Source organism: Aminobacter aganoensis (assembly GCF_014206975.1).
GTDB lineage: Bacteria > Pseudomonadota > Alphaproteobacteria > Rhizobiales > Rhizobiaceae > Aminobacter > Aminobacter aganoensis.
This window is the reverse complement of sequence record NZ_JACHOU010000003.1, coordinates 560,924-584,009: the sequence shown is the minus strand read 5'-3', so window position 1 is coordinate 584,009 and position 23,086 is coordinate 560,924. Positions and strand designations below refer to the sequence as shown.

Genomic DNA, 23,086 nt, shown 5'->3' with positions numbered 1-23,086 from the left:
GGCTCAGAGCGAGCGGGCGATCAGCAACTTCATGATCTCGTTGGTACCGCCATAGATGCGCTGCACGCGGGCGTCGCGGAACATGCGGGCGATCGGGTATTCATTCATATAGCCATAGCCGCCGAACAGCTGCAGGCACTCGTCGACGATCTTGCACTGCAGGTCCGACAGCCAATACTTGGCCATCGACGCAGTTACCGGGTCGAGCCCGCCGGAAATATGACGGGCAACGCAATCATTGTAGAAGACGCGGCCGATCGTCGCCTCGGTCTTGAGCTCGGCCAGCTTGAACTGGGTGTTCTGGAAATCGAGGATCGCCTTGCCGAAGGCCTTGCGCTCCTTGACGTAGTCGATGGTCTCGGCAAGCGCGCGCTCGATCATGGCGATCGCGCCGGTGCCGATCTGCAGCCGCTCCTGCGGCAGCTGCTGCATCAGCTGGACGAAGCCCTGCCCCTCTTCCTGCCCGAGCAGATTCGAGGTCGGCACGCGCACGTCGTTGAAGAACAGCTCGGATGTGTCGTTCGCCTTCAGCCCGATCTTGTCGAGGTTGCGGCCGCGCTCGAAACCCTCGACCTCGTCGGTCTCGACGACGATCAGCGAGGTGCCCTTGGCGCCCTGCGCCGGGTCGGTCTTGGTCACCAGAATGATCAGGTTGGCGTGCTGGCCGTTGGTGATGAAGGTCTTGGAGCCGTTGATGCGGTATTGGTTACCGTTCTTCTCGGCGCGCGTCTTGACGCCCTGCAGATCGGAGCCGGCACCCGGCTCGGTCATGGCGATGGCGCCGATCAGCTCGCCGGTCGCCATCTTCGGCAGCCACTTCTTCTTCTGCTCTTCCGAGCCGTAGTGGAGGATGTAGGGAGCGACGATCGAATTGTGCAGCGCGATGCCGAAGCCGTCGACGCCGACATGGCCGATCGCCTCGATGATGGCGCTCTCATGGGCGAAGGTGCCGCCCGAGCCGCCATATTCCTCGGGCATCGAGGCGCAGAGCAGGCCTGCGGCGCCCGCCTTTTCCCAGCTCGAGCGGTCGACCATCTCGTTCTTCTCGAACGCGTCGTAATGCGGCAGGATTTCCTCCGACATGAAGCGGTGCGCCATGTCGTAGAGCATGCCGACGTCCTCGCCCGCCCAGGCGGGTTTCGGCAGTCCCAGAACGTCAGTCGGATTTGTCGCCACTTGCTCCTCCGCGTTTCGACGCCGCAAACAGGGGCGCCGTAAGGCGCCGCCCGTACCCGCTCCTCAGAACGCCTCGGCCGGCAGTGCCATCATCGTCGCCGAACCGGTCGAAAGTCGCGCAAGATGCGCCGAGGTCTCGGGCATGACGCGCTCCATGAAGTAGCGGCCGGTGACCAGCTTGGTCTCGTAGAAATCGGCCGAACCGTTGGCGCCGGTCGCCAGCTTGTCCTGCGCCGTCTTGACCATCCGGCCCCACATGTAGCCGAGCGCCACAAGGCCGAAGAGGTGCATGTAGTCGGTCGAGGCGGCACCGGCATTGTCCGGATTGCTCATGCCGTTCTGCACCAGCCACATGGTGGCGGCCTGCAGGTCGTTGAGGCCTTTCTTCAGTGCCTTGGTGTAGGGCGCCATCTGCTCGTCGCCGCGATTGGCCTCGCAGAACTCGCCGACCTCCTTGAAGAAGGCCTGCACGGCGCGGCCGCCATTGAGGCCGAGCTTGCGGCCGACGAGGTCGAGCGCCTGCACGCCGTTGGCGCCTTCGTAGATCATGGCGATGCGGGCATCGCGCACGAACTGGCTCATGCCGTGCTCTTCGATGTAGCCGTGGCCGCCGAAGACCTGCTGCGCCATGACCGCATGCTCGAAGCCCTTGTCGGTGAGCACGCCCTTCACCACCGGCGTCATCAGGCCCATGTGGTCGTCGGCGGCCTGGCGCTCGGCGCCATCCTCGGAGCGGTGGGCGACGTCGGAATTGATCGCGGTCCACAGCACCAGCGCCCGGCCGGCCTCGTTGAAGGCCTTCATGGTCATCAGCTTGCGGCGGATGTCGGGGTGGACGATGATCGGATCGGCCTTCTTGTCGGGGGCCTTCGGGCCGGTCAGCGAACGGCCCTGGATACGGTCCTTGGCATAGGCGACGGCGTTCTGGTAGGCGACCTCGGAGACCGCCAGGCCCTGCAGGCCGACGCCGAGGCGAGCCTCGTTCATCATCGTGAACATCGCCTTCAGGCCGCCATTGGCCTCGCCCAGCAGAAAGCCCTCGGCCTCGTCATAGTTCATGACGCAGGTCGAATTGCCGTGGATGCCCATCTTCTCTTCGATCGAGCCGCACGACACCGCATTGCGCGTGCCGGGATTGCCCGACGCGTCGAGATTGAACTTCGGCACGATGAACAGCGAGATGCCCTTCACGCCTTCCGGCGCGCCCTCGATGCGGGCCAGCACCAGGTGGACGATGTTGTCCGACATGTCGTGCTCGCCGGCCGAGATAAAGATCTTCTGGCCAGAAATCTTGTAGGAACCGTCGCCGTTCGGCACAGCCTTGGAGCGCAGCAGGCCAAGGTCGGTGCCGCAATGCGGCTCGGTCAGGTTCATGGTGCCGGTCCAGGCACCCTCCACCATCTTCGGCAACCAGGTCGCCTTCTGCTCGTCGCTGCCGTGGACCAGCAGGGCGGCGATCGCGCCCTGGGTCAGGCCGGGATACATCATCAGCGCCATGTTGGCCGCCGACATGTACTCGCCGACAGCCGAATGCACCGTGTAGGGCAGGCCCTGGCCGCCATGTTCGGCGGGCACCGCGAGGCCCATCCAGCCGCCTTCGCGATACTGGTCGAAGGCTTCCTTGAAGCCCTTGGGCGTGGTCACGGTGCCGTCTTCGTTGCGGACGCAGCCTTCCATGTCGCCGACGCGGTTGAGCGGATGCATGACGTTTTCGGCGAGCTTGGCGCCCTCGGCGAGAATCGCCTCCAGCACGTCGGGGCTGGCGTCGGAAAAGCCGGCGAGGTTGCTGTAGCGCTCGTAGCCGAGCACGTCGTTGAGCACAAAAAGGGTGTCTTGGACCGGCGCGCGGAATATCGGCATTGCTCATCCTCCAGCAAATTTATGCCGGTTCCGGCCAGACGGTATGCGACGGGGAACCGCTTGTCGAACGCCGATTAGCAAAAATTGACGTTTGCGTAAACGTCAATTTTTGTGAATCCGCATTCCGATGGATTTTTCGGTGCGCTCGGTGACCGGGCGATGTCCGGAAAACCGAAGCCGAGCCCGGAGAATCGAGCTGGCCCGCCAGCACGGCAGCGGCTCAGCCGACGGCCCTTACCATGACAATCATGCTCCCCCAGGGCGACTGGAGCGGGGCCGCCAATCCAGTCTTGCTGCCGTTGCGCGGCCCAACAGCAGCCCTCATGGTTCGACAGGCTCACCATGAGGGCTGCTGAGACGACTCGCCTGTCGCCAACCTTTGACGCATTCAGGAGATAGCGCATCTGACGGGCACGTTGACCGGGTAGTCGGTCAGTCAGCGCCGCCAGCAGAGATCAAGCACAGCCGTGCCCCCCAACGAAAAACGACCCGGCGAGATTTCCCTCGCCGGGTCGTTTTCAAACAACGGTCGGTACGCGATCAGCCGGCGGCGCTGGCCTGGGTCGCGGTGCGCTCGGCCAGCAGCTGGCGAACGACGGTCATGTGGTTGTTGAGTTCGCCGATCGCCTCGTCGAGCAGCTGGCGCTGCTTCTGAAGGCGGCCAAGCTGCTTGTCCGACTTGTCGAGCGTCAGGCGCAGCTGCTTGGCGTTGGTGCCGGTCGGATCGTAGAGGTCGATCATCTGCTTGACGTCGCGCAGCGAGAAACCGACCTTCCTGCCGAGCAGGATCAGCTTCAGCCGCGCGCGGTCGCGCCGGGTGTAAAGGCGGGTCGCGCCCTCACGCTTGGGGTTGAGCAGCCCCTTGTCCTCGTAGAAACGCAACGTCCTGAGCGTCACGCCATACTTCTTCGCCATCTCGCCGATGCGGACATAGTCCTCGCCGGAAAGATTGTTTTCATTGGCCGCTACATCGGCGACCGATACAAGCTTCATCATCTGCTTCCGATATCCCCAATTGCGAGCGCGGCGGCGGAGCCGGCCGATGCTCTGATGGAAGCCGCAGGGGGCGGGGCTCCCGATCATGGTTTCTATGTGTAAAGGCACTCAAGACGGCGGTCTGCACACGTCTTACGTTTACGTAAATGCTATAACGATGCGCCCTACCCTACGCAAGGGAAATCTGGCTGGTTTCGGCGCCGGCACGGGAACACAACGTCGCACATTCTTAAGCTTGGTTAAGAGGTTGTTTACCACGTTCGGGGAAATGTGCGCATGTCGGTTCTCCCGTGGTCATCATGTATCGAATTGTTCACGGTTTCGGAGGGCGGCGAATAGCCCCAGGAAGCCAATTTCCGCGCGGCATTTCGCGACCCCGATCCCGGCAAGGATTTGAGGCAACTGGTTCCTACCAGCACTCTGACCAACGGGCGTTTCGATGAACAGCAAGCGGTCCTATCTCGACACCCTCAACGACGGCAGGCAGCGCCGCCCGCACGCGTCGCTCGACCAGCTCAACCGTTCGCTCGAAAACCTCGAGGCGCGGCTGGAACGCGCCCGCGAGGAGAGCGCAGAGCCTTATCGCGCGCCGATGCGCCAGGCACCGGCGGCGGGCTACGCCCCACGCGGCGAATTTGGCCGCAGCGCTCCTTACGAGCGCCCCTACCATACCATCGTCCGCGACATCGACAGGGTCCGCGGCCAGGAAGACGGCATTGCCGCCGTCGGCCAGATCGCCGGCGAGCTGCGCGCCCTGCGCGAAGAGATGCGCCACCAGATGAGTTCCGGCCTGCAACGCGAGTTCGACCTGCTGCGCCAGGACATCGACCGTGCCAGCCAGGCAGGCGCTGCCGGCGTCGAGGCCGTCCAGCTCGGGCACGAGCTGGAGCGCCTGTCAGGCGCCATCCATTCGCTTGCCGAACGCAGCGACGACAAGAGCGTCAACATGCTGCGCCTCGAACTGGAGCAGGTCCGCCGCTCGCTCGGCGATCTTGCCCGCGAAGAAACCGTGCTGTCCGCCGACCGGCGCTGGGACGAGTTCGACCGCCGCTGGACCGATTTCGCCGACCGCATGTCGGCCGATGCCGGCCAGCGTGCCGAAGACCCGGCACTGGCCGCACTTGCCGGCCGGCTCGAACAGATCAACGACGCCGTCAACAACCTGCCCGAATCGCTGTCGCTGCGCACCATCGAGGAGAAGGTGCGCACACTGGCCGGCGCGGTCGAACAGTTCGTGCGCCAGCGCGACAGCCACAGCGACGAGATGTTCGGCCTCATCGACGAGCGCCTCGACGAGATCTCACGCGCCATCGTCGCCTCGACGGTCTCGGCCCAGACGCCGCATTTCGACCCCGCGCCGTTCGAGCGCATCGAAGTGCGCATCGCAGCGCTTGCCCACCAGATCGAGGAGATCACCGCCGACCAGCCGACGGCAGAGATCATCGACCGGCTCAATGTCCTGTCCGAGCGCGTCGACGGCATCGCCGCCCGCGGCGACATTCCCGAGCAGGCCGTCGAGCGCCTCGGCCAGCAGATCTCGCTGATCGCCGACAAGATCGAACGCACGCCCGCAGCACCCGACGCCGGTCTCATCTTCCAGGGCATCGAACAGCGCTTCGACGCGCTGGCCGATGTTTTCGAGCGCCGCCAGGGCGATGCCTTCGAACATGGCAATTCGCTGTTCCGCGATCTCGAACGCCGCCTCGAGGACCTTGGCGATCGCCTGGACCGCCAGGCGAGCCAGCCGGCAGCCGACCAGGCCGGCATCATGGAGGCCATCGACGCGCGCTTCACGGCCTTTGCCCAGCGCATCGAAACCAACCGTCCCGATCCGGCCACCGAACAGGCGATGCGCAGCCTCGAGGCACGACTCGAGGACATTTCCGGCCGGCTCGAAATGTCGGCGGCCCAGGTGTCTAGCATCGATCCGAACCTGATCCGCGGCCTCGAAGCACAGGTCAGCGAACTGACCAACCATCTCGCGCGCCCCGGCTCGCCATTGCCCGAGTTCGAGGACATCCGTCCGCGCCTCGACGAGATCGAACGCTCGATCGCCGGCAACCACCACGCCCTCGTCGAAGCCGCGCGCCAGGCGGCCGAGAATGCGGTCCGCTCCTTTACCGGCTCGACCACCGAAACCGCTGCCGTCACCGGCCTCGCCCAGGACCTCAAGGCACTCGAAGCGCTCACCCGCCGTTCCGACGAGCGCAACGGCAAGACCTTCGAGGCGATCCACGACACGCTGCTCAAGATCGTCGACCGGCTCGGCTCCATCGAAACCGGCGAAACGGCCGTCGTCGACACGCCGCCCGCTTCCGTCGCCGAATTGCTGTCGCCGCGGATCGTCGAGGCGGAGGCCAAGCTCGCGCTCAGCGAGACGCCGTCGCTCGCCCCCGAAGAGCCGGCACCGCTGCCCGAGGCCAACGCCACCTTCGGTCGCCGGACCGAGCGCGCGGGCGACGATGAGCGCATCACCCGCAGCCCTGCCCAGGCCGCAGCGGAAGCGGCGGCGGCAGTCGCAGCCCTCGACGGCGTGCGCGCCGACAAGAAGGACCCAGCACCCGCCCGGACCTCGATGTTCAGCGGCCTGGCACGCGCCTTCACGGCCAAGAAGGCCAAGCAACAGCCGCCGGAAACCGAGACGGCCGAACCGGTCATCGAGACCGTCGCCCCGAGCGTCATGCTCGACGCGCCGCTCGACCCCAAGATCGCCAACCGTCCGCTGGAGCCCGGCTCCGGCGCGCCCGACCTCAACGCCATCATGCGCCGCGTCCGCGACGAACGCGGCGAAACGACCAGGCCAAGCGAGACCGATGCGTCGAAATCCGACTTCATCGCCGCCGCCCGCCGCGCCGCGCAGGCAGCCGCCGCCGAAGCCGACGCGCTCAAGCGCAGCTCCGATCTCAAGGGTCCGGTGCGCGCATTGCGCATCGGCGATCTCATCAAGTCGCGCCGCAAATCGGTGCTGATGGCCGTCGGCGCGGTGATGCTGGCGCTCGCCGGCATGCAGCTCGGCAAGGCCTTCCTCAACGATCCGGTGGAAACGGCAAGCGTCACCGTCGCCCCTCCGGCATCCCAGCCGGCCAAGGTCGCTGCCGCAGCGCCCGCCAAGGCAATCGCAGCCCCCGCCGCGCCGGTTCGCAATGTCGACAAGGCCGAAGTCGCCAAGGCACCGGCCGCAAAACCCGACATGATCGCCGAGGCGATCGAAGAGGCGGCACCGGCTGAGGTCGCGCTCGACCACAACAGCACGCAGTCCATTCCGGCGCAGCCGACGCTGACCGAGACGATCAAGCCGACCACCACCCCTGCCGCCTTCATGCCTAAGGCCGTCGGCCCGACCGCATTGCGCGATGCCGCCAATGCGGGCGACGCCAAGGCGCTGTTCGAGATCGGCACGCGCTACGCCGAAGCCCGCGGCACCGAGGCCGACATGAAGGCCGCGGCGCAGTGGTACGAAAAAGCCGCCGAGCTCGGCTTCGCGCCGGCGCAGTACCGCATCGGCAATCTCTACGAAAAGGGCAACGGCGTCGACCGCGATGCGGCCAAGGCCAAGACCTGGTACCAGCTCGCCGCTGCCCAGGGCAACGCCAGCGCCATGCACAATCTGGCGGTGCTGTTTGCCATGGGCGCCGACGGCACCGTCGACAACGACTCGGCAACCCGCTGGTTCACCAGCGCCGCCGACCTCGGCGTCAAGGACAGCCAGTTCAATCTCGGCATCCTCGCCGCCAAGGGCGTCGGCATGAAGCAGGACCTCGAAGCGTCCTACAAGTGGTTCGCCATCGTCGCCAGGCAGGGCGACAAGGATGCCGCCGCCAAGCGCGACGAAATCGCCAAGGCGCTCAAGCCCGAGCAGCTCAAGCGCGCCGAAGAGACGACCGCACTGTGGCAGGCCAAGACGCTCGACCCGGCATCCAACGCCGTCGACATCCCCGCCGCCTGGCAGGATGCGCCCGCCGCGGTCGACATGAAGAAGGCCATCCACAACGTCCAGGCCATTCTCAACAAGAATGGCTACGAAGCCGGCCAGCCCGACGGCATGATGGGCCAGAAGACCAAGGACGCCATTGCGGCATTCCAGAAGGACAATGCGATGAAGCCGACCGGCGAGATCGATGGCCCGCTGGTCGAGGCGCTGCTGGCGCGCAAATAGTCCACCCACTCCTCATTTCAGCGACCCGCCTTAACCGGCGGGTTAACTGATTGAGATATTTTCATTTCGGGCACGGTGAAGTTTGACTTCGCCGCAATGTCGGCGCAAGTACCCGGTAGCCAACTGGCTCCCAGGGATGGGCGACGGCAATAATTCATTTTGCAGAGACTGACGGGTGGGCATTTATCTCCCGATAGCTGAAATGTCGGTCAATGTGTTCGTGCTCCTGGCGATGGGCGCGGCGGTCGGCTTCCTGTCGGGCATGTTCGGGGTCGGCGGCGGCTTCCTGATCACGCCGCTCCTGATCTTCTACAACATCCCGCCCGCCATCGCGGTCGCCACCGGCGCCAACCAGGTCATCGCCTCGTCGTTTTCGGGCGCACTCGCCCATCTCAAGCGCGGCACGCTCGACTTCAAGCTCGGCACGGTGCTGCTGATCGGCGGTATCGCCGGCTCGGCCGCCGGCGCCTTCGTCTTTGCGCTGCTGCGCGCCATCGGCCAGCTCGACCTGTTCATCTCGCTGCTCTACGTCGTCTTCCTGGGCACCGTCGGCGGACTAATGCTGGTCGAAAGCGTCAATGCGCTGCGCCTGACCAAGGGCGGCGTGCCGCCGGCGCTGAAGAAGTCGGGCCAGCACAACTGGATCCACCGCCTGCCCTTCAAGATGCGCTTCCGCACCTCGAAGCTGTTCGTCTCGGTCATCCCGGTGCTCGGCATCGGCGCCGGCATCGGCTTCCTCTCCGCCATCATGGGCGTCGGCGGCGGCTTCATCATGGTGCCGGCGCTGATCTACCTGCTCAAGGTGCCGACCAACGTCGTCGTCGGTACCTCCTTGTTCCAGATCGTCGTCGTCTCGGCCTTCACCACGCTGGTGCACTCGACCACCAACCAGACCGTCGACATCATCCTGGCGCTGGTGCTGATGATCGGCGGCGTGGCGGGTGCGCAATACGGCGCCAAGGCCGGCCAGAAGCTGCGCGGCGAGCAGCTGCGCGCGCTGCTCGCGCTGCTGGTGCTTGCCGTTGCCTTGCGCCTCGGCTTCGACCTGTTCGTCAAGCCGCAGAACCTCTATTCGCTGACCGGCGTGAGCGGGCTTCTGTGATGCGGGCGGCATGGCTTGCAGTGCTGATCCTGGCCGCCGCGGCCCTTCCGGCGCGCGCGCAGGAAGCAGCGCATCCCGAAAGCATCCAGATCGGGCTGTCGACCGACCGCGTCGCCATCACCGCCGACTTCTCGGGCGCTGACCTGACCATCTTCGGCGCGCTCGAAAACGCCGACCCGCTGATCAACCGCCAGGGCCGCTACGACGTCTATGTCGTGCTCGAAGGGCCGGCCCGGCCGGTCGTGGTGCGGCGCAAGGACCGCGTGCTCGGCATGTGGATCAACACCCGCTCCGAGACCTTCGTCAACGTGCCGATGTCTTATTCGGTGGCAACAACGCGCCAGCCGCAAGACATCACCGACCCCAACAACTACCGCCAGCTGTCGCTCGGCGCCAACAACATCTACATGGAGCCCGAGGACAAGCGCGACAGCCCGCTGACCATCCAGGAGTTCACCGAGGCGCTGCGCGAGCGCAAGCAGGCGACCGGGCTCTACTCCGACAACATCGGCGGCGTGCAGTTTTTGTCGCAGAGCCTGTTCCGCGCCACGCTCCACCTCGCCCCCAACGTGCCGGTCGGCACCCACAAGGCGCGCGCCTTCCTGTTCCGCAACGGCATCTTCATCAAGGAAACCTCGGCCCAGCTCGCCATCGTCAAGTCGGGCTTCGAGCAGACAATCTTCCGCTTCGCCACCGACCACGGCTTCGGCTACGGCCTGTTCGCCATCGGCCTCGCCATGCTGACAGGCTGGCTCGGACGGATCGTGTTCCGGAAGGACTGAGCGGCGCGGGGGCGCGCAGCCCTCGGCCACCATCGTCACTGCCCGGATCTACCTCGCCTGGCTCTGCCGGTGTTAGCGCGGGCAGGCCGATTCCTGCACCGCCCCGGACGTCGTCTCCGTCGCGGCATGGGTTCCCGACACCCTCCGCTCGCTCACGAGGTCGGGAACGACGGAAGGTGGACCTTGCAGCCAACCTTCAACGTTTACGCCACGTGGACCATCCCCGTAGCCCTCATGGTGAGCCTGTCGAACCACGAGGGCGCTGGACGGAAGTGGACGCTCACCTCCGTCGTTCCCGACCTCGTGAGCGAGCGGAGGGTGTCGGGAACCCATGCCGCGACGGAGACGACGTCCGGGGCGGTGCAGGAATTGGATAGAGGCGAACAGACAGCATTCGCGGCGCGTCGAGATCAACCCGGCCGCAGCAACGAACCCGCGATCGGATACACCCGGCTGGTGCCGATCATATAGGCGGTCGGCGCGCCGTCGCGGAACATGCCCTTGTAGGCGCGGGCGAGCACGTTGAGCGAACCGGTGAAGGCGCCGAAGGCTGGCATGATCAGTCGCGCGCCGTCGCTGGCGAAGCAGCGCCGCCTGACCGAGCGGCCGCGCTGGACGATCCTGGCGCAGGGATGCAAATGACCGGCGATCTCGCCCTCGGCGTGCCCCCTGGACGGCTCGTGGCGGAACACCAGCCCGCCGACGGCGAGTTCGCGCACCGTCGCGCCCGGCAGGTCGGCGGGTGCATCGGGGTCGTGGTTTCCGGCGATCCAGAACCACTCGCGCCCGGACATCATCGCCATCAGGCTCGCGCGAAACGGCTCAGGCAGGCGGGCGGCGCCCTCGCCATCATGGAAACTGTCGCCGAGGCTGACGATGATGCGCGGCTGATAGTCCTCGACCACTTCCGCCAACCGCTGAAGCGTCACTGCGGTATCGTAGGGCGGGATCAGACGGCCGCGGCGGGCATGCGACGAGCCCTTCTCCAGATGCAGGTCGGAGACGACGAGCAGGTCGAGCTCGGGGACATGCAGCACGCCGCGCTGGTCGCAGGCGGCGCGCATGCCGGCGACCGAAATGGTCTCGCAGCCAGCCCTGGTCAGATCGCGCGCGGCTATGTTCATGCGCTTCCCATCGCCTCTTCGATCAGGTCCGCCGCTTCCATCAGCAGCGTGTCGTTGGCCTCGCCATTGACCGGCTCCCTGCCGATCTCCAGCATCACGGGCACCGCCAGCGGCGAGATCTGGTCAAGCATCTTATGGACGATTCGGCCGCGGATGCGCGAGAGCATCTCGGCCAGTCTCCTGACATCGAGGAGCCCGCTCGCCGCATCAGCCCGCGTTGCCTGGAGCAGGATGTGGTCGGGCTCATGGCTGCGCAAGACGTCGTAAATGAGGTCGGCCGACACCGTCACCTGCCGGCCGTTCTTTTCCTGCCCGGGAAAGCGCCTCTCGATCAGGCCGGCAATGACGGCGCAGTTGCGGAAGGTGCGCTTGAGCAGCCAGCTGTCGGCGAGCCAGGCCTCGAGGTCGTCGCCCAGCATGTCCTCGTCGAACAGTTCGGCCAGCGACGGCTTCTTCGCCTTGAAAAGGCGACCGAGATCGCCCAGCGCCCAGATGGCGAGCGAATAGTCGGTGGCGACGAAACCCAGCGGCCGCGCGCCCATGCGCTCCAGCCGACGGGTCAACAGCATGCCGAGGGTCTGGTGCGCCAGCCGGCCCTCGAACGGATAGGCCACCATGTAGAAGCGCTCGCCGCGCGGAAAGGTCTCGACCAGCAGATCCTCGCGCCGGGGCAGGATCGACTTCATCTGCTGCATGCGCAGCCAGTCGGCCACCTGCTCGGGCAGCGCCTTCCAACGCGCGGGGTCGGCCAGCATGCCGCGCACCTGCTCGGCGAGATAGGTCGAGAGCGGAAACTTGCCGCCGGCATAAGACGGCACCAAGACGTTGCCGGCGCCGCCCGTCGAGACGTAGCACTCGTTCTCGCGGATACCCTCGAAGCGCAGCACCTTGCCAGCGAAGATGAACATGTCGCCGACCGACAGCGTCTCGACGAAATACTCCTCGATCTTGCCGAGCACCGGCCCGCCGCGCAGTGTCAGGGCCGCCGCGGTGCCCGCGCCTGTCTTGCCCTTGGCGCGGGTGTAACGCACGTTCAGCATCGGCGCTTCGATGATGGTGCCGACATTCAGCCGGTATTGCTGGGCGATACGCGGGTTGGACACCCGCCACTTGCCGTCCTTGGTCCTGCGGATGCGGGCGTAACGTTCGTAACTGCGCAGCGCGTAGCCGCCGGTGGCGACGAAGTCGACGACACGGTCGAAACTGTCGCGGTCGAGTTCGGCATAAGGTGCCGCCCCCGTCACTTCCGCGTAAAGCTCATCGGCATCGAAGGGCGCGCCGCACGCGCAGCCCAGCACATGCTGTGCCAGCACGTCGAGCGCGCCATCAAGCAGCGGCGGCGTGTCCTGGGCACCGAGATAGTTGGCCTCGAGTGCTGCCCGGCACTCCAGCACCTCGAAGCGGTTGGCCGGCACCAGGATCGCCCGGCTCGGCTCGTCCATCCGGTGGTTGGCGCGGCCGATGCGCTGGGCGAGACGGCTCGCGCCCTTCGGCGCGCCGACATGGACGACGAGGTCGACGTCGCCCCAGTCGATGCCGAGGTCGAGCGTCGAGGTGGCGACGACCGCGCGCAGCACATTGTCGGCCATCGCCTTTTCGACCTTGCGGCGCTGGCCGACATCGAGCGAGCCGTGGTGGAGCGCTATCGGCAGATTGTCGTCGTTGACGCGCCAGAGCTCCTGGAACAGCAACTCCGCCTGGCTGCGGGTATTGACGAACAAAAGCGTCGTTTTGTGCTTGCGGATCGCCTCGTAGACGTCGGGAATGGCATAACGCGCCGAGTGCCCCGACCACGGCACGTGCTCCTCGGAATCGAGGATCGATATCTCGGGCTTGGCGCCGCCTGACACGGTGATGAGGTCGGCCATGGCGTTACCCTCCCCCCTGTGGGGAGGGTCGACGCGCAGCGTCGGGGTGGGGGTAGAGGCCAGGTCGTTCCTCCCACCCCGCCCTTCGGGCGACTCACCGGGGCGAGCCACGGGTCTCGCCCGTCCTTCGGTCCCCCACAAGGGGGAGGGTGAAGTGCCCTGCCTCACCAGCCAGCGCCTGAGCTCGTCGGGCTCGGCCACGGTCGCCGACAGCCCGATCGCCTGCAGGTCGGGCACGAAGGTCCTGAGCCGTGCCAGCCCCAGTGACAAAAGATGCCCGCGCTTGGAGGTCACCAGCGAATGCAATTCGTCGAGCACCAGATAACGCAGGCCGGAAAAGAACCGCTCGGCATCGGGCGAGGCGATCAGCAGCGCCAGTTGCTCCGGCGTCGTCAGCAAGATGTCCGGCGGCGACAGCTTCTGGCGCGCGCGCTTGTGCTGCGGCGTGTCGCCTGTGCGCGTCTCCATCGTGATCGGCAGGCTCATTTCGTCGACCGGCTTGCCGAGATTGCGCTCGATGTCGACGGCCAGCGCCTTGAGCGGCGAGATGTAGAGCGTGTGCACCCCGCGATGCGCCTCGCCCGGCCGTTTCTTCGGCCTGATCGCGAGATCGGTCAGCGCCGGCAGGAACCCTGCCACCGTCTTGCCGGCGCCGGTGGGGGCGATCAAAAGCACGGAATTGCCCTGCTGCGCGCTGGCGAGCAGATCGAGCTGGTGGGCACGCGGCGCCCAGCCGCGCTCGGCGAACCATCGCACGAATGGCTCCGGCAGCATGGCGGCAGTCGAATTCGGCTCCAGTCGCGCTTGGCTCGTCACGGCACAGACCTAGCGCGGGCGCGTCGGCACGCCAAGCGGAATCTGGAACAAACAGGGATCATGGATGAGCATTGCATACGCCGACTTGAGACATCCCGATCCTTCGCACCCCCCTCTGGCCTGCCGGCCATCTCCCCCGCAAGGAGGGAGATCAGTCTCGTCCAAGGCGGCGCCCATTCTACGAGTTCGCAAATGCTGCAAAGTGGTGATTGGCCGGGAGCGTCGATGACGGCCTGATCTCCCCCCTTGCGGGGGAGATGCCCGGCAGGGCAGAGGGGGGTGTGAAGGAATGAGACCTTGCTTCGCTGGCTGTCCGCTTTCAAATGGGATCAGCACGAAAGACATACTTGGACATCATGATCGACACAGCCTCCCACGAAGCCCGCATCGCCGAACTCGAAAAGCTCGTCCGCGACCTTCAGGCGCAACTGGAAGCCGTGCAGAAGCACGTCGGCATCACCGCCAGGCCGGTGGAAAAACCGCTGCGCTCGCGCGGCATGCTGGGTAGCCCAAGCAGCAGCAGCCGGCGCTAGGCCGGCCGCTCGGTCACCACGATCAAGCCCTCGACCGGCTCGCGGCGGTCCTGGCGGATCACGGCGCGCTCCAGCGAGACCAGCGTCAGGCCGGCGGCCGCGATCAGCCCGTGGACATAGGCCTCGGAATGGGCATAGCGGCGCGACGCCTGAAGCTCGAAGGGGCCGACGCCCGAAAACAGCTCGACCGAAAAGGCAAAGATGCCTCCAGGCGCCAGCATCTTCATGACACTGGAAAACACCCTGTCGAGCGCGCCGAGATACATGAACACGTCGGCAGCGGTGACAAGGTCCGCCGCTTCTCCCGCAAACTCCAGCTCCTGCAGGTCGGCCTTGTCGAGGCTGTCGTAAACGCCCTTGTCGCGCGCCTTGCGCAGCATCTCGGCCGAGATGTCGTAGCCTTCGAGCCGCTTCGCCACCGGCCTGAGCTTGACGCCCATCAGGCCGGTGCCGCAGCCGAGATCAACGGCATGCGCAAACGCGCTGCGCCCGGTGGCGCCGATCGCCGCCGTCAGCAGTTCCGGCACGCGGTAGTGCAGCGTCTCGACCAGCGCGTGGTCGAACTTCTCGGCATACTGGTCGAACAGCATTTCGACGAAGGCGCTCGGCGGGCTGTCGGCGGCCGGTGCCGCGCCGATCAGTTGCAGCTTGAGCGTTGCGCCCGGCCGGTCGGCCGGCTCGAGCTTCAGCGACATGCGCCAGGCCTCGGCGGCGGCGTCGGTCTGGCCGGCCGCCTCCTGCATCTCGCCCAGCCGGAACCAGCCCATCGCCCAGTTCGGCGCCAGTTCGAGCGCGCCAAGCATCAGTTCGGCGGCGGCGGCATGGTCGCCCGACGCGAACAGCATTTCGGCATAGTCCGCCCGCCGGTCGGCAAGCAGGTCGTTGGAAGAGAGCTGCAACGGCGTCAAGCGCGGTGTCCAGAATGAGGAGAGTGGCGCGCATTACTGCCAAAGCGGCCTTCCACGCAAGCGGCAAATGCCTATCTTGCAAAGATGCGTGCCCGCGACCTGCTCCATCCCCGCCCCGAAGGGCTCTATTGCCCGCCCGGCGATTTCTACATCGACCCGGTGCGAGCGGTGGAACGCGCGCTCATCACGCATGGCCATTCCGACCATGCCCGCCCCGGCCATGCCAGGGTGCTGGCCACGCGCGAGACGCTCGACATCATGGCGATCCGCTGCGGAGCCGACTTTGCCGGCAGCACCCAGGCCGTGGCGATGGGCGAAAAGATCCGGCTCGGCGACGTCACCGTGGGCTTCCATCCGGCCGGGCATGTGCTCGGCTCGGCCCAGATTTCGGTGCAGCACAACGGCCTGCGCATCGTCGCCTCGGGCGACTACAAGCGCGCCAGCGACCCGACCTGTGCAGGCTTCGAGGTGGTGCCGTGCGATGTCTTCATCACGGAGGCCACCTTCGCGCTGCCGGTGTTCCGCCATCCCGATGCCTCGCAGGAGATCGGCAAGCTGCTGAAGTCGGCGCAGCAGTTTCCCGAGCGGGCCCATCTGGTCGGCGCCTATGCGCTCGGCAAGGCGCAGCGGGTAATGCGGCTGTTGCGCGACCAGGGCTACGACAAGCCAATCTACATCCATGGCGCCATCGCGCGCCTCAGCGAGTATTACCAGAGCCAAGGCGTCGACCTCGGCAACCTCCAGCCCGCAACGGTCGAGGACGGCGACAGGAGCGACTTTGCCGGCGCCATCGTCATTGCGCCGTCATCGGCCTTCGCCGACCGCTGGGCACGGCGCTTTCCCGACCCGCTGGCCGCCTTCGCCTCCGGCTGGATGCGCATCCGCCAGCGCGCCAAACAGGGCGGCGTCGAGCTGCCGCTGATCATCTCCGACCACTCCGACTGGGACGAACTGACCGCAACGATCGGGGAAACCGGCGCCGGCGAGGTCTGGGTCACCCATGGCCGCGAGGAAGCGCTGGTGCGCTGGTGCGAACTCAACGGAATAGCGGCAAGACCGCTGCATCTGGTGGGCTATGAGGATGAGGGGGATTGAGGATGGTTACACTCCGCCCCACGCTCCCATGCCCCGCCAAGCGCGACAGGACCGCCAAGACTGCGGGACAGCACCCCCCTCTGGCCTGCCGGCAATCTCCCCCGCAAGGGAGGAGATCACGCTGTCATCGCCCGGCCAGCCCACCAACAACGTTGCAACCTCTATCGCTGCAGCGTCGCAGGGCGAGTGCCGCCGGCGACGAGACCAATCTCCCCCCTTGCGGGGGAGATGGCCGGCAGGCCAGAGGGGGGTGGGACGGAGCGCTACGCCGATCAGGAGCCTCCCTCCCATGAACCGCTTCGCCGAGCTCCTCGACCGTCTTGTGCTGACGCCGTCGCGCAACGGTAAGCTGAAGCTCATCACTGACCATTTCCGCGCCGTCGAGGATCCCGATCGCGGCCTGGCGCTGGCGGCCCTGACCGGCGAGCTCGACATCGCCTCGGTCAAGCCGGCGATGCTGCGCCAACTCGTGTCGGAGCGCATGGACCCGGTGCTGTTCGGCTATTCCTACGACTATGTCGGCGACCTCGCCGAGACGGTGTCGCTGGTGTGGCCAGAGCCAGGCGGCAATGCATCGCCTGCAGCACCCCCACCCCTTACCCCTCCCCACAAGGGGGAGGGAGACGTCAGCGTCTCAGAATCCCCCTCCCCCTTGTGGGGAGGGGTAAGGGGTGGGGGTAATCCGGCCTACAAACCCAACCACGACATCACGCTCGCCGACGTCGTCGCAGCCCTCCAGTCCGCCAGCCGCTCCGACGGGCCGGCCGTGCTCGCCCGCCTGCTCGACCAGGCGGAAACGTCGGCGCGCTTCGCCATCATCAAGCTGGTCACCGGCGGGCTGCGCATCGGCGTCTCGGCACGGCTTGCCAAGCAGGCGCTGGCCGACCTCGGCCCCGTCGACGTCGCCGAGATCGAGGAGCTGTGGCATGGGCTGGCACCGCCCTATGCCGACCTGTTCGCCTGGCTGGAGGGCAAGGCGCCGAAGCCGGAACAGGCAGCCAAGGCGCCATTCCGCCCGGTGATGCTGTCCAACCCGGTCAGTGAAGGCGATCTCGAAAAGCTCGATCCCGCCGACTATGCCGCCGAATGGAAATGGGACGGCATCCGCGTCCAGGCGGTGTCGGAGGGCGGCGTCCGCCGGCTCTATTCGCGCACCGGCGACGACGTCTCCGGGGCGTTCCCGGACGTCGTCGCGGCGATGGATTTCGAGGCGGCTCTCGACGGCGAACTTCTGGTCGGCGTGCCCCCCGAAGCGACCGGCACCTTCTCCGACCTGCAGCAGCGGCTCAACCGCAAGACCGTATCAGCCAAGATGCAGGCGCAATATCCAGCCTTCGTGCGCTGCTACGACCTGCTCCAGCTCAATGGCGAGGACCTGCGCGGCCTCGCCTTCACCGAGCGGCGCCGGCATCTCGAAACCTTCATCGCCGCGCTCGACCCCGACCGCTTCGACCTGTCGCCGCTGGTTGCCTTCGATGGCTGGACCCAGCTCGAGGACATGCGTAGCGCACCGCCGCACCCGATCATCGAGGGCGTGATGCTGAAGCGGCTCGATTCGCCCTATCTCGCCGGCCGGCCCAAGGGTCCGTGGTTCAAGTGGAAGCGCGACCCGCATACGGTCGACGCGGTGCTGATGTATGCCCAGCGCGGCCACGGCAAGCGCTCGAGCTTCTATTCCGACTACACTTTCGGCGTCTGGTCGGGCGCCGAGGGCGCGGAAGAGCTGGTGCCGGTGGGCAAGGCCTATTTCGGCTTCACCGACGAGGAGCTCAAACAGATCGACAAATTCGTCCGCGACAACACCATCGAGCGCTTCGGCCCGGTGCGCTCGGTGCGCGCCGACCGAGCCAACGGGCTGGTGCTGGAAGTCGCCTTCGAGGGACTGAACCGCTCGACCCGCCACAAATCCGGCGTCGCGATGCGTTTTCCCCGCATCTCGCGCCTACGCTGGGACAAGCCGCCGGCCGAGGCCGACCGCATCGAGACGCTGCAGGCGCTGCTCGACTGAGGCGGGTGCGCCGCCTATTCGGTCACCGAGACCCTGATCTCATAGATGTCGACGGCTTTGCCCTGCTTGTCGATGTCGGTGTTGATCGCGATGGTCCCGGCAGCGCCCGGCTGCTTGTCGGGCACGTCCATCTCGAACAGGTACTCGCCGCGCTGGTAGCCGACGATGTAGCGCTTGCGGCCGCAATCGCCGAGCTCGCCGAAATTGCAGTCGACGGCCATCTGCGTTTCCTTGCCGTCCTCGGCGCGGGCGACGATGTCGAACACCGCATGCTTGCCGGCGATCTGCTGCAGCAGTCCCTGGCCGACGTCGAAGCTGATGGCCGAGCCGGTGCTGCCCGATCGGATGCGCAGGAAGCTGCCGGTATCGTCGGCCGTCACCTCGGCGCTGGTGCCGCTCGGCGTGCTGACGTCGGTCGGATCGGTCGGGGTGAACACGGTGATCCAGTTGCGCGCCTGGTCGACCTCGCCCGGCCGGGCCGGTCCGCCATCCGGCGAAAAGTCCTCGCTCTCGAGCGTCTTCGGCGGGTTGCGCACCGACGTGTCGATCTCTTCGGCCGACTTGAACTGGTCGGTCTGCACCGCCCACCAGGCGCCGATGCCGCCCATGGCAAGCAAGGTCACGGCAAAGAACATCGCCGCGAACGGCCGTTGCTTTTCGGCGCGCCGGGCCGCGCGATCCGCCGCGCGACGCTCGGCCCTGCTGCGCTTTTCGGTGATCTCGACCGGCCCGCCGGGCAGGGTGGCATCGGGCATGATATCGGGCACGACGGGCGTGACGCCGGTCGCCGGGCTGCCGATCGACACCGACGGCGCCTTGGCCGCGCCATTGCCGTTGAGCGAGACTTCCGGAGCCGGGGCCGCATTGGCTGTGCCGGCCGACACCGCCGGCATGAACTCCGATTCGATCTCGGTGATCGTGGCCTGCAGCGACTTGCGGCGGTTGATCGCCACCTCGACGGTCATGGCAGGATTGGTCTTGAGCGCGCGATCGAGCGCGGCAAAGGCCGCTCGATAGACCTTTTCGCGAAATTCGCGGTTCTCGGGGTCGCCCTTTTCGAAAGCGTTCCGGATCGCCTTTTCGATCGAATCCAACCGATATTCCTCGCAACGCACCTTTGTTGCCAGATGGTTAGCGACAGACCGGGCATCAATCAACGGCACGGAAAGCGTTTTGTCGGCCAAAACTGGATGCAATGCATCTGCGGACCGGCAAAAATGCGTGCAGCAGCGCTTGAAGCCGGTGCATTGTCCGCAGCGCCCGATCTGCTATAAGAAGTTACGTTTACGGAAACGTCAAAATCAAAAGCCGGGAGAGACAAGCGTGGCGCTGCCTGAAATCCTCAAGAAGAACCTGCGCATTCCAGTCGTCGGCGCGCCGCTGTTCATCATCTCGCATCCGCCGCTGGTGCTGGCGCAGTGCAAGGCCGGCGTCGTCGGCTCGTTCCCGGCTCTGAACGCCCGGCCCGAGGCCCAGCTCGACGAATGGCTGGCCCAGGTCACCGAGGATCTTGTCGCCCACGACGCCGCCAATCCCGAACTCCCGGCCGCCCCCTTCGCCGTCAACCAGATCGTGCACAAGTCGAACAAGCGCCTCGAGCACGATTTGCGCCTGTGCGTGAAGTACAAGGTGCCGGTCGTCATCTCGTCGCTCGGCGCGGTCGAGGAGGTCAACCAGGCCGTCCACTCCTATGGCGGCATCGTACTGCACGACATCATCCACGACCGCCATGCCCGCAAGGCGATCAAGATGGGCGCCGACGGCCTGATCGCGGTCGCCGCCGGCGCCGGCGGCCATGCCGGCACGCTGTCGCCGTTTGCGCTCATTCAGGAAATCCGCCAGTGGTTCGACGGGCCGCTGCTTTTGTCGGGCGCCATCGCCAAAGGCGGCGCCGTGCTCGCCGCCCAGGCCATGGGCGCCGACCTCGCCTATATCGGCTCGCCCTTCATCGCCACCGAGGAGGCCCGCGCCGCCGAGGCCTACAAGCAGATGATAGTCGACTCGAAGGCCGCCGACATCGTCTACTCCAACCTGTTCACCGGCATCCACGGCAACTACCTCAAGGGCTCGGTACGCGCCTCGGGCATGGATCCCGACCACCTCGCCGTCTCCGACCCCTCGAAGATGGATTTCGAGGAAGAGGGCAAATACAAGGCCTGGAAGGACATCTGGGGCTGCGGCCAGGGCATCGGCGCCGTCGACAAGGTCGTGCCGGCGGCCGAACTCGTCGCCCGCCTCGCCGGCGAATACGCCGCCGCCAAGGCCCGCATCTGCGCCTGATGCGGAGCTTGCGCGCCATTGCGGCGCGCGGGCCTGTACACCGCGACACGCGGCGATCGTGCGCCGCCTGTCAAATCCCTGCAAAGGCCGCTTGAAATCGGCGCGCAATGAAGTTATCAGGCACTCACGTCGCGCGAGCCTCCGGGATCGCGCAGCCTGGAAGCCGCTTTAGCTCAGTTGGTAGAGCACATCATTCGTAATGATGGGGTCAGGTGTTCGAGTCACCTAAGCGGCACCAGTTCTTCCCATGAAACCCAGACAGTCGAAAGCAGGCGGCCTGCCCGCCTCCTGATGGCGTTTTTTCCACTTCCCAAGGCTCCGTCAGGCGAACAGTCCCAGCGAAACTTCGGCTGCGCATTCCCGTCGCGAGGACGGTTCCATGCCCGCAGTTTGAGCCAGCGCAAAGAAGCCAGCGCCGGCCATCGCTAGGGTCCGTTCCGTCGGATGCAACACCCTCTGTTTGCACCTGATCCAACCTAGCTCGCCCGCGCTGCCTCCCCATTCGGCGCGGGCCTTTTCTTCTGCCGGTGGTCTCGATCCAGGCGAGGCAAGCCACGACTGCGGCATCTGCCGCGGCACGCGAGGCCATCTTCTTTGCGCTAGCGCAAAGAAGTCCCAGGGGCGCTGGGCCATGTTGCCGGCACCCCAACCGGAGAAAAGTCCGTGCCTGAAGCCAACCAAGATAGCTCCCTTCTCCCCATGCTGGTCGCCGGGCTGGTCCTGGTCGTGTTCGGCGGCATCGCCATCATGATGTTCGTCTGATCGGCAGCCGCAAAACGGAGACGCCGCGCGTGTGACGCATCACGCGCGGTCGCGTTCGCCATGTCGCATGGGGCTCCATGGCAACCGGCGGCACGCCGGTGTCGAAAGTCGAATGTAAGCGGGCAACAGCAAGGGCCCGCCGGGGGGTGCCGGCAGGCCCCTATGTCGGAGCGATGGCGGGCGGGGGTGTGGGTCGCTCCGTCAACCAAGAACGAAGCTGAGGTGGTTCGGTTCCCGAACTCGCATGGCGAGCGCGGGCCGATCGCATGCGCGCCTTTCCATGCCGCGCCACCCCCACCGCGCCGGGCAGACATCGGCACCGGGAGCATGGCGCACTCAGGAGGCGGTCTGGCGGAGGCGGGCGATCAAGGCAACAAGCTCCGATTGCCGGCTGGTGCCGGTCTTGGCAAAGATGGAGCGGAGATGCGATCGCGCCGTCTCATAGCTGACCGAGCGCCGTTCGGCCGCTTCGCGCAGCGACATTCCATCGGCGAGCATCGAGGCCAGCATCGCCTGGGACCTGGTCAGGCCGAATGTCTCGGCGACATGTTCGGGTTCTGAAATCTTCGATTGATCGAGGTCCTCGATCAGGCAAACGCCGACCGAGTGCGAAAAGATATCGAGCAGGTTGCCGCCGAGGCGCTGGATGCGCAGCAGGATCGGCCGCGAGGCATCCCTCTGGATCACCACCGGCTTGGCCGCATCGGGGTCCAGCCATCTTTCCGTCAGCACGGTGTTCATCCGCGTCTTGATCAGCACGGTTTCGGCATGCGTCCGCGAGCGGAGTTCCCCTTGCGATATCTGCAATTCGCGTCCGAGGCTTGCGCTCGCAGCAGCGTTCGTGGCCGTCACCTTGCCGAAGCGGTCGAAAAACACCGCTCCCATCTTCGCCATCTGGAAGGCTTCCAGCATGCCGTCGATCTTCTGGCTGGCGATGTTCCATGTGATCGAGGCGGACACCATCAGGCGATCCCGCATCGCGCGGAAAATCCGCTCGTCCTCGACATCGAACGGGTCCTCGTCGAGGCGCCGGTGCAAGGTGAAGCAGACCAGGTCCCTGGCGTTCGAGAGACCAATGATGCAGGTGCGGCCAATCCCATACTTCGATTGGGCACGATAATATTCCTGGTTCTTGAAATCATCGCTGGTGGTGTAGTGCTGCTCCAGCACGGTCCCCTGCAACGCCAGCAACGGCATTCCGCGGAGACGCCACTCACGCTTGTTCCAGCCGCCATCGAAATAACCTTCGAGGGCTGGCTGGAGGCTGTCGGTGCTGACCAGCCCGCCCGGGAAACAGCCATGCAGGGGCACGATGTTGACCCCGAAGGCGCTCGTGGCCTCGGCCACCTGGGAAAGAATGCGCGGCCACAAGGAAGGATCGACGGCAGCTTCGAGAGTTCCGTCGAGCGCACGATCCAGTTTGGCTAAGTCAATTCGCATCGGACATGCGGAACAGGCGCGAGTCTATTTTCCAACACATACATCAATACCTTGTAGAAAATCGAGACAGTGCGGCTGCGAACCGCATTTGGCCCGGCAGAGACGCGTTCGCTCCGGATGCTCGCGCCGCACTTCTTCCGCTCGATGTCGGGCCTGCACCGGCGTGCGGAACTTTCAGCC

Annotated in this window: 15 protein-coding genes and 1 tRNA gene; 8 read left to right on the top strand and 8 right to left on the bottom strand. The window is 66.0% G+C overall.

Annotated elements, in window-relative coordinates; translation table 11 throughout:
- Window positions 1-3: 3 nt before the first annotated feature.
- The 3 genes from GGR00_RS10475 to GGR00_RS10465 form a co-directional block, all read right to left on the bottom strand.
- Window positions 4-1,176: an acyl-CoA dehydrogenase family protein gene (locus GGR00_RS10475; protein WP_184699406.1), complete on the bottom strand. Its 1,173-nt coding sequence runs from the start codon at window positions 1,174-1,176 to the stop codon at window positions 4-6.
- A gap of 63 nt (window positions 1,177-1,239) precedes the next feature.
- A complete protein-coding gene (locus GGR00_RS10470; protein WP_184699405.1) occupies window positions 1,240-3,036 on the bottom strand; it encodes an acyl-CoA dehydrogenase in 1,797 nt (598 codons plus the stop codon).
- Between the two features lie 540 nt (window positions 3,037-3,576).
- Entirely contained in the window at window positions 3,577-4,029 is a 453-nt protein-coding gene (locus GGR00_RS10465) for a MerR family transcriptional regulator (protein ID WP_055971655.1), read from the bottom strand.
- 442 nt (window positions 4,030-4,471) lie between these two features.
- Here GGR00_RS10465 and GGR00_RS10460 point away from each other — a divergent pair, with 442 nt between their 5' ends.
- The 3 genes from GGR00_RS10460 to GGR00_RS10450 all read left to right on the top strand — a co-directional run bounded on the left by GGR00_RS10460 (window position 4,472) and on the right by GGR00_RS10450 (window position 10,072).
- Window positions 4,472-8,188, top strand: a complete 3,717-nt coding sequence (locus tag GGR00_RS10460) for an SEL1-like repeat protein (RefSeq protein WP_184699404.1) — start codon at window positions 4,472-4,474, stop codon at window positions 8,186-8,188.
- Between the two features lie 175 nt (window positions 8,189-8,363).
- Window positions 8,364-9,290 carry a sulfite exporter TauE/SafE family protein gene (locus tag GGR00_RS10455; protein ID WP_055971100.1) on the top strand — a complete coding sequence of 309 codons (927 nt, stop codon included), beginning with the start codon at window positions 8,364-8,366 and terminating at the stop codon, window positions 9,288-9,290.
- Window positions 9,290-10,072 carry a TIGR02186 family protein gene (locus GGR00_RS10450; protein WP_055971104.1) on the top strand — a complete coding sequence of 261 codons (783 nt, stop codon included), beginning with the start codon at window positions 9,290-9,292 and terminating at the stop codon, window positions 10,070-10,072. Before GGR00_RS10455 ends, GGR00_RS10450 begins: the two co-directional genes overlap by 1 nt.
- A gap of 410 nt (window positions 10,073-10,482) precedes the next feature.
- Here GGR00_RS10450 and pdeM read toward each other — a convergent pair whose 3' ends face one another.
- Together pdeM and GGR00_RS10440 are read right to left on the bottom strand one after the other, a co-directional pair.
- Entirely contained in the window at window positions 10,483-11,196 is a 714-nt protein-coding gene (pdeM, locus tag GGR00_RS10445) for a ligase-associated DNA damage response endonuclease PdeM (RefSeq protein WP_184699403.1), read from the bottom strand.
- A complete protein-coding gene (locus tag GGR00_RS10440) occupies window positions 11,193-13,838 on the bottom strand; it encodes a ligase-associated DNA damage response DEXH box helicase (protein WP_184699450.1) in 2,646 nt (881 codons plus the stop codon). Before GGR00_RS10440 ends, pdeM begins: the two co-directional genes overlap by 4 nt.
- Window positions 13,839-14,227: 389 nt before the next feature.
- Here GGR00_RS10440 and GGR00_RS10435 point away from each other — a divergent pair, with 389 nt between their 5' ends.
- Window positions 14,228-14,413 carry a hypothetical protein gene (locus GGR00_RS10435; protein WP_184699402.1) on the top strand — a complete coding sequence of 62 codons (186 nt, stop codon included), beginning with the start codon at window positions 14,228-14,230 and terminating at the stop codon, window positions 14,411-14,413.
- Here GGR00_RS10435 and GGR00_RS10430 read toward each other — a convergent pair.
- Window positions 14,410-15,321, bottom strand: coding sequence for a class I SAM-dependent methyltransferase (locus GGR00_RS10430; protein ID WP_184699401.1), 912 nt, complete (start codon window positions 15,319-15,321; stop codon window positions 14,410-14,412). The two genes, GGR00_RS10435 and GGR00_RS10430, sit on opposite strands and share 4 nt — an antisense overlap.
- Before the next feature lie 84 nt (window positions 15,322-15,405).
- Here GGR00_RS10430 and GGR00_RS10425 point away from each other — a divergent pair, with 84 nt between their 5' ends.
- Together GGR00_RS10425 and GGR00_RS10420 are read left to right on the top strand one after the other, a co-directional pair.
- On the top strand, window positions 15,406-16,416 hold the full coding sequence (locus GGR00_RS10425) for a ligase-associated DNA damage response exonuclease (RefSeq protein WP_184699400.1): 1,011 nt from the start codon (window positions 15,406-15,408) through the stop codon (window positions 16,414-16,416).
- 289 nt (window positions 16,417-16,705) lie between these two features.
- Window positions 16,706-18,424: a cisplatin damage response ATP-dependent DNA ligase gene (locus GGR00_RS10420; protein WP_184699399.1), complete on the top strand. Its 1,719-nt coding sequence runs from the start codon at window positions 16,706-16,708 to the stop codon at window positions 18,422-18,424.
- Between the two features lie 14 nt (window positions 18,425-18,438).
- Here GGR00_RS10420 and GGR00_RS10415 read toward each other — a convergent pair whose 3' ends face one another.
- Entirely contained in the window at window positions 18,439-19,518 is a 1,080-nt protein-coding gene (locus GGR00_RS10415; RefSeq protein ID WP_184699398.1) for a hypothetical protein, read from the bottom strand.
- A 229-nt stretch (window positions 19,519-19,747) separates the two neighbouring features.
- On the opposite strand from GGR00_RS10415, the gene GGR00_RS10410 reads away from it, so the two are divergent.
- Together GGR00_RS10410 and GGR00_RS10405 are read left to right on the top strand one after the other, a co-directional pair.
- Window positions 19,748-20,704, top strand: a complete 957-nt coding sequence (locus tag GGR00_RS10410; RefSeq protein WP_184699397.1) for a nitronate monooxygenase — start codon at window positions 19,748-19,750, stop codon at window positions 20,702-20,704.
- 162 nt (window positions 20,705-20,866) lie between these two features.
- Window positions 20,867-20,942 (top strand) — tRNA-Thr (locus GGR00_RS10405).
- An 860-nt stretch (window positions 20,943-21,802) separates the two neighbouring features.
- Here the strand turns inward: GGR00_RS10405 and GGR00_RS10400 are convergent.
- Window positions 21,803-22,906 (bottom strand): helix-turn-helix transcriptional regulator, encoded by a 1,104-nt coding sequence (locus GGR00_RS10400; protein ID WP_184699396.1) that lies wholly within the window; start codon window positions 22,904-22,906, stop codon window positions 21,803-21,805.
- Between the last annotated feature and the right edge of the window lie 180 nt (window positions 22,907-23,086).

What these genes read in the sequence shown, in the direction of transcription:
- pdeM (WP_184699403.1), bottom strand. Translation starts at nt 11,196, where the DNA reads ATGAACATAGCCGCGCGCGATCTGACCAGGGCTGGCTGCGAGACCATT.
- GGR00_RS10440 (WP_184699450.1), bottom strand. Translation starts at nt 13,838, where the DNA reads ATGCTGCCGGAGCCATTCGTGCGATGGTTCGCCGAGCGCGGCTGGGCG.
- GGR00_RS10425 (WP_184699400.1), top strand. Translation starts at nt 15,406, where the DNA reads ATGCGTGCCCGCGACCTGCTCCATCCCCGCCCCGAAGGGCTCTATTGC.
- GGR00_RS10420 (WP_184699399.1), top strand. Translation starts at nt 16,706, where the DNA reads ATGAACCGCTTCGCCGAGCTCCTCGACCGTCTTGTGCTGACGCCGTCG.
- GGR00_RS10470 (WP_184699405.1), bottom strand. Translation starts at nt 3,036, where the DNA reads ATGCCGATATTCCGCGCGCCGGTCCAAGACACCCTTTTTGTGCTCAAC.
- GGR00_RS10465 (WP_055971655.1), bottom strand. Translation starts at nt 4,029, where the DNA reads ATGAAGCTTGTATCGGTCGCCGATGTAGCGGCCAATGAAAACAATCTT.
- GGR00_RS10400 (WP_184699396.1), bottom strand. Translation starts at nt 22,906, where the DNA reads ATGCGAATTGACTTAGCCAAACTGGATCGTGCGCTCGACGGAACTCTC.
- GGR00_RS10460 (WP_184699404.1), top strand. Translation starts at nt 4,472, where the DNA reads ATGAACAGCAAGCGGTCCTATCTCGACACCCTCAACGACGGCAGGCAG.
- GGR00_RS10450 (WP_055971104.1), top strand. Translation starts at nt 9,290, where the DNA reads ATGCGGGCGGCATGGCTTGCAGTGCTGATCCTGGCCGCCGCGGCCCTT.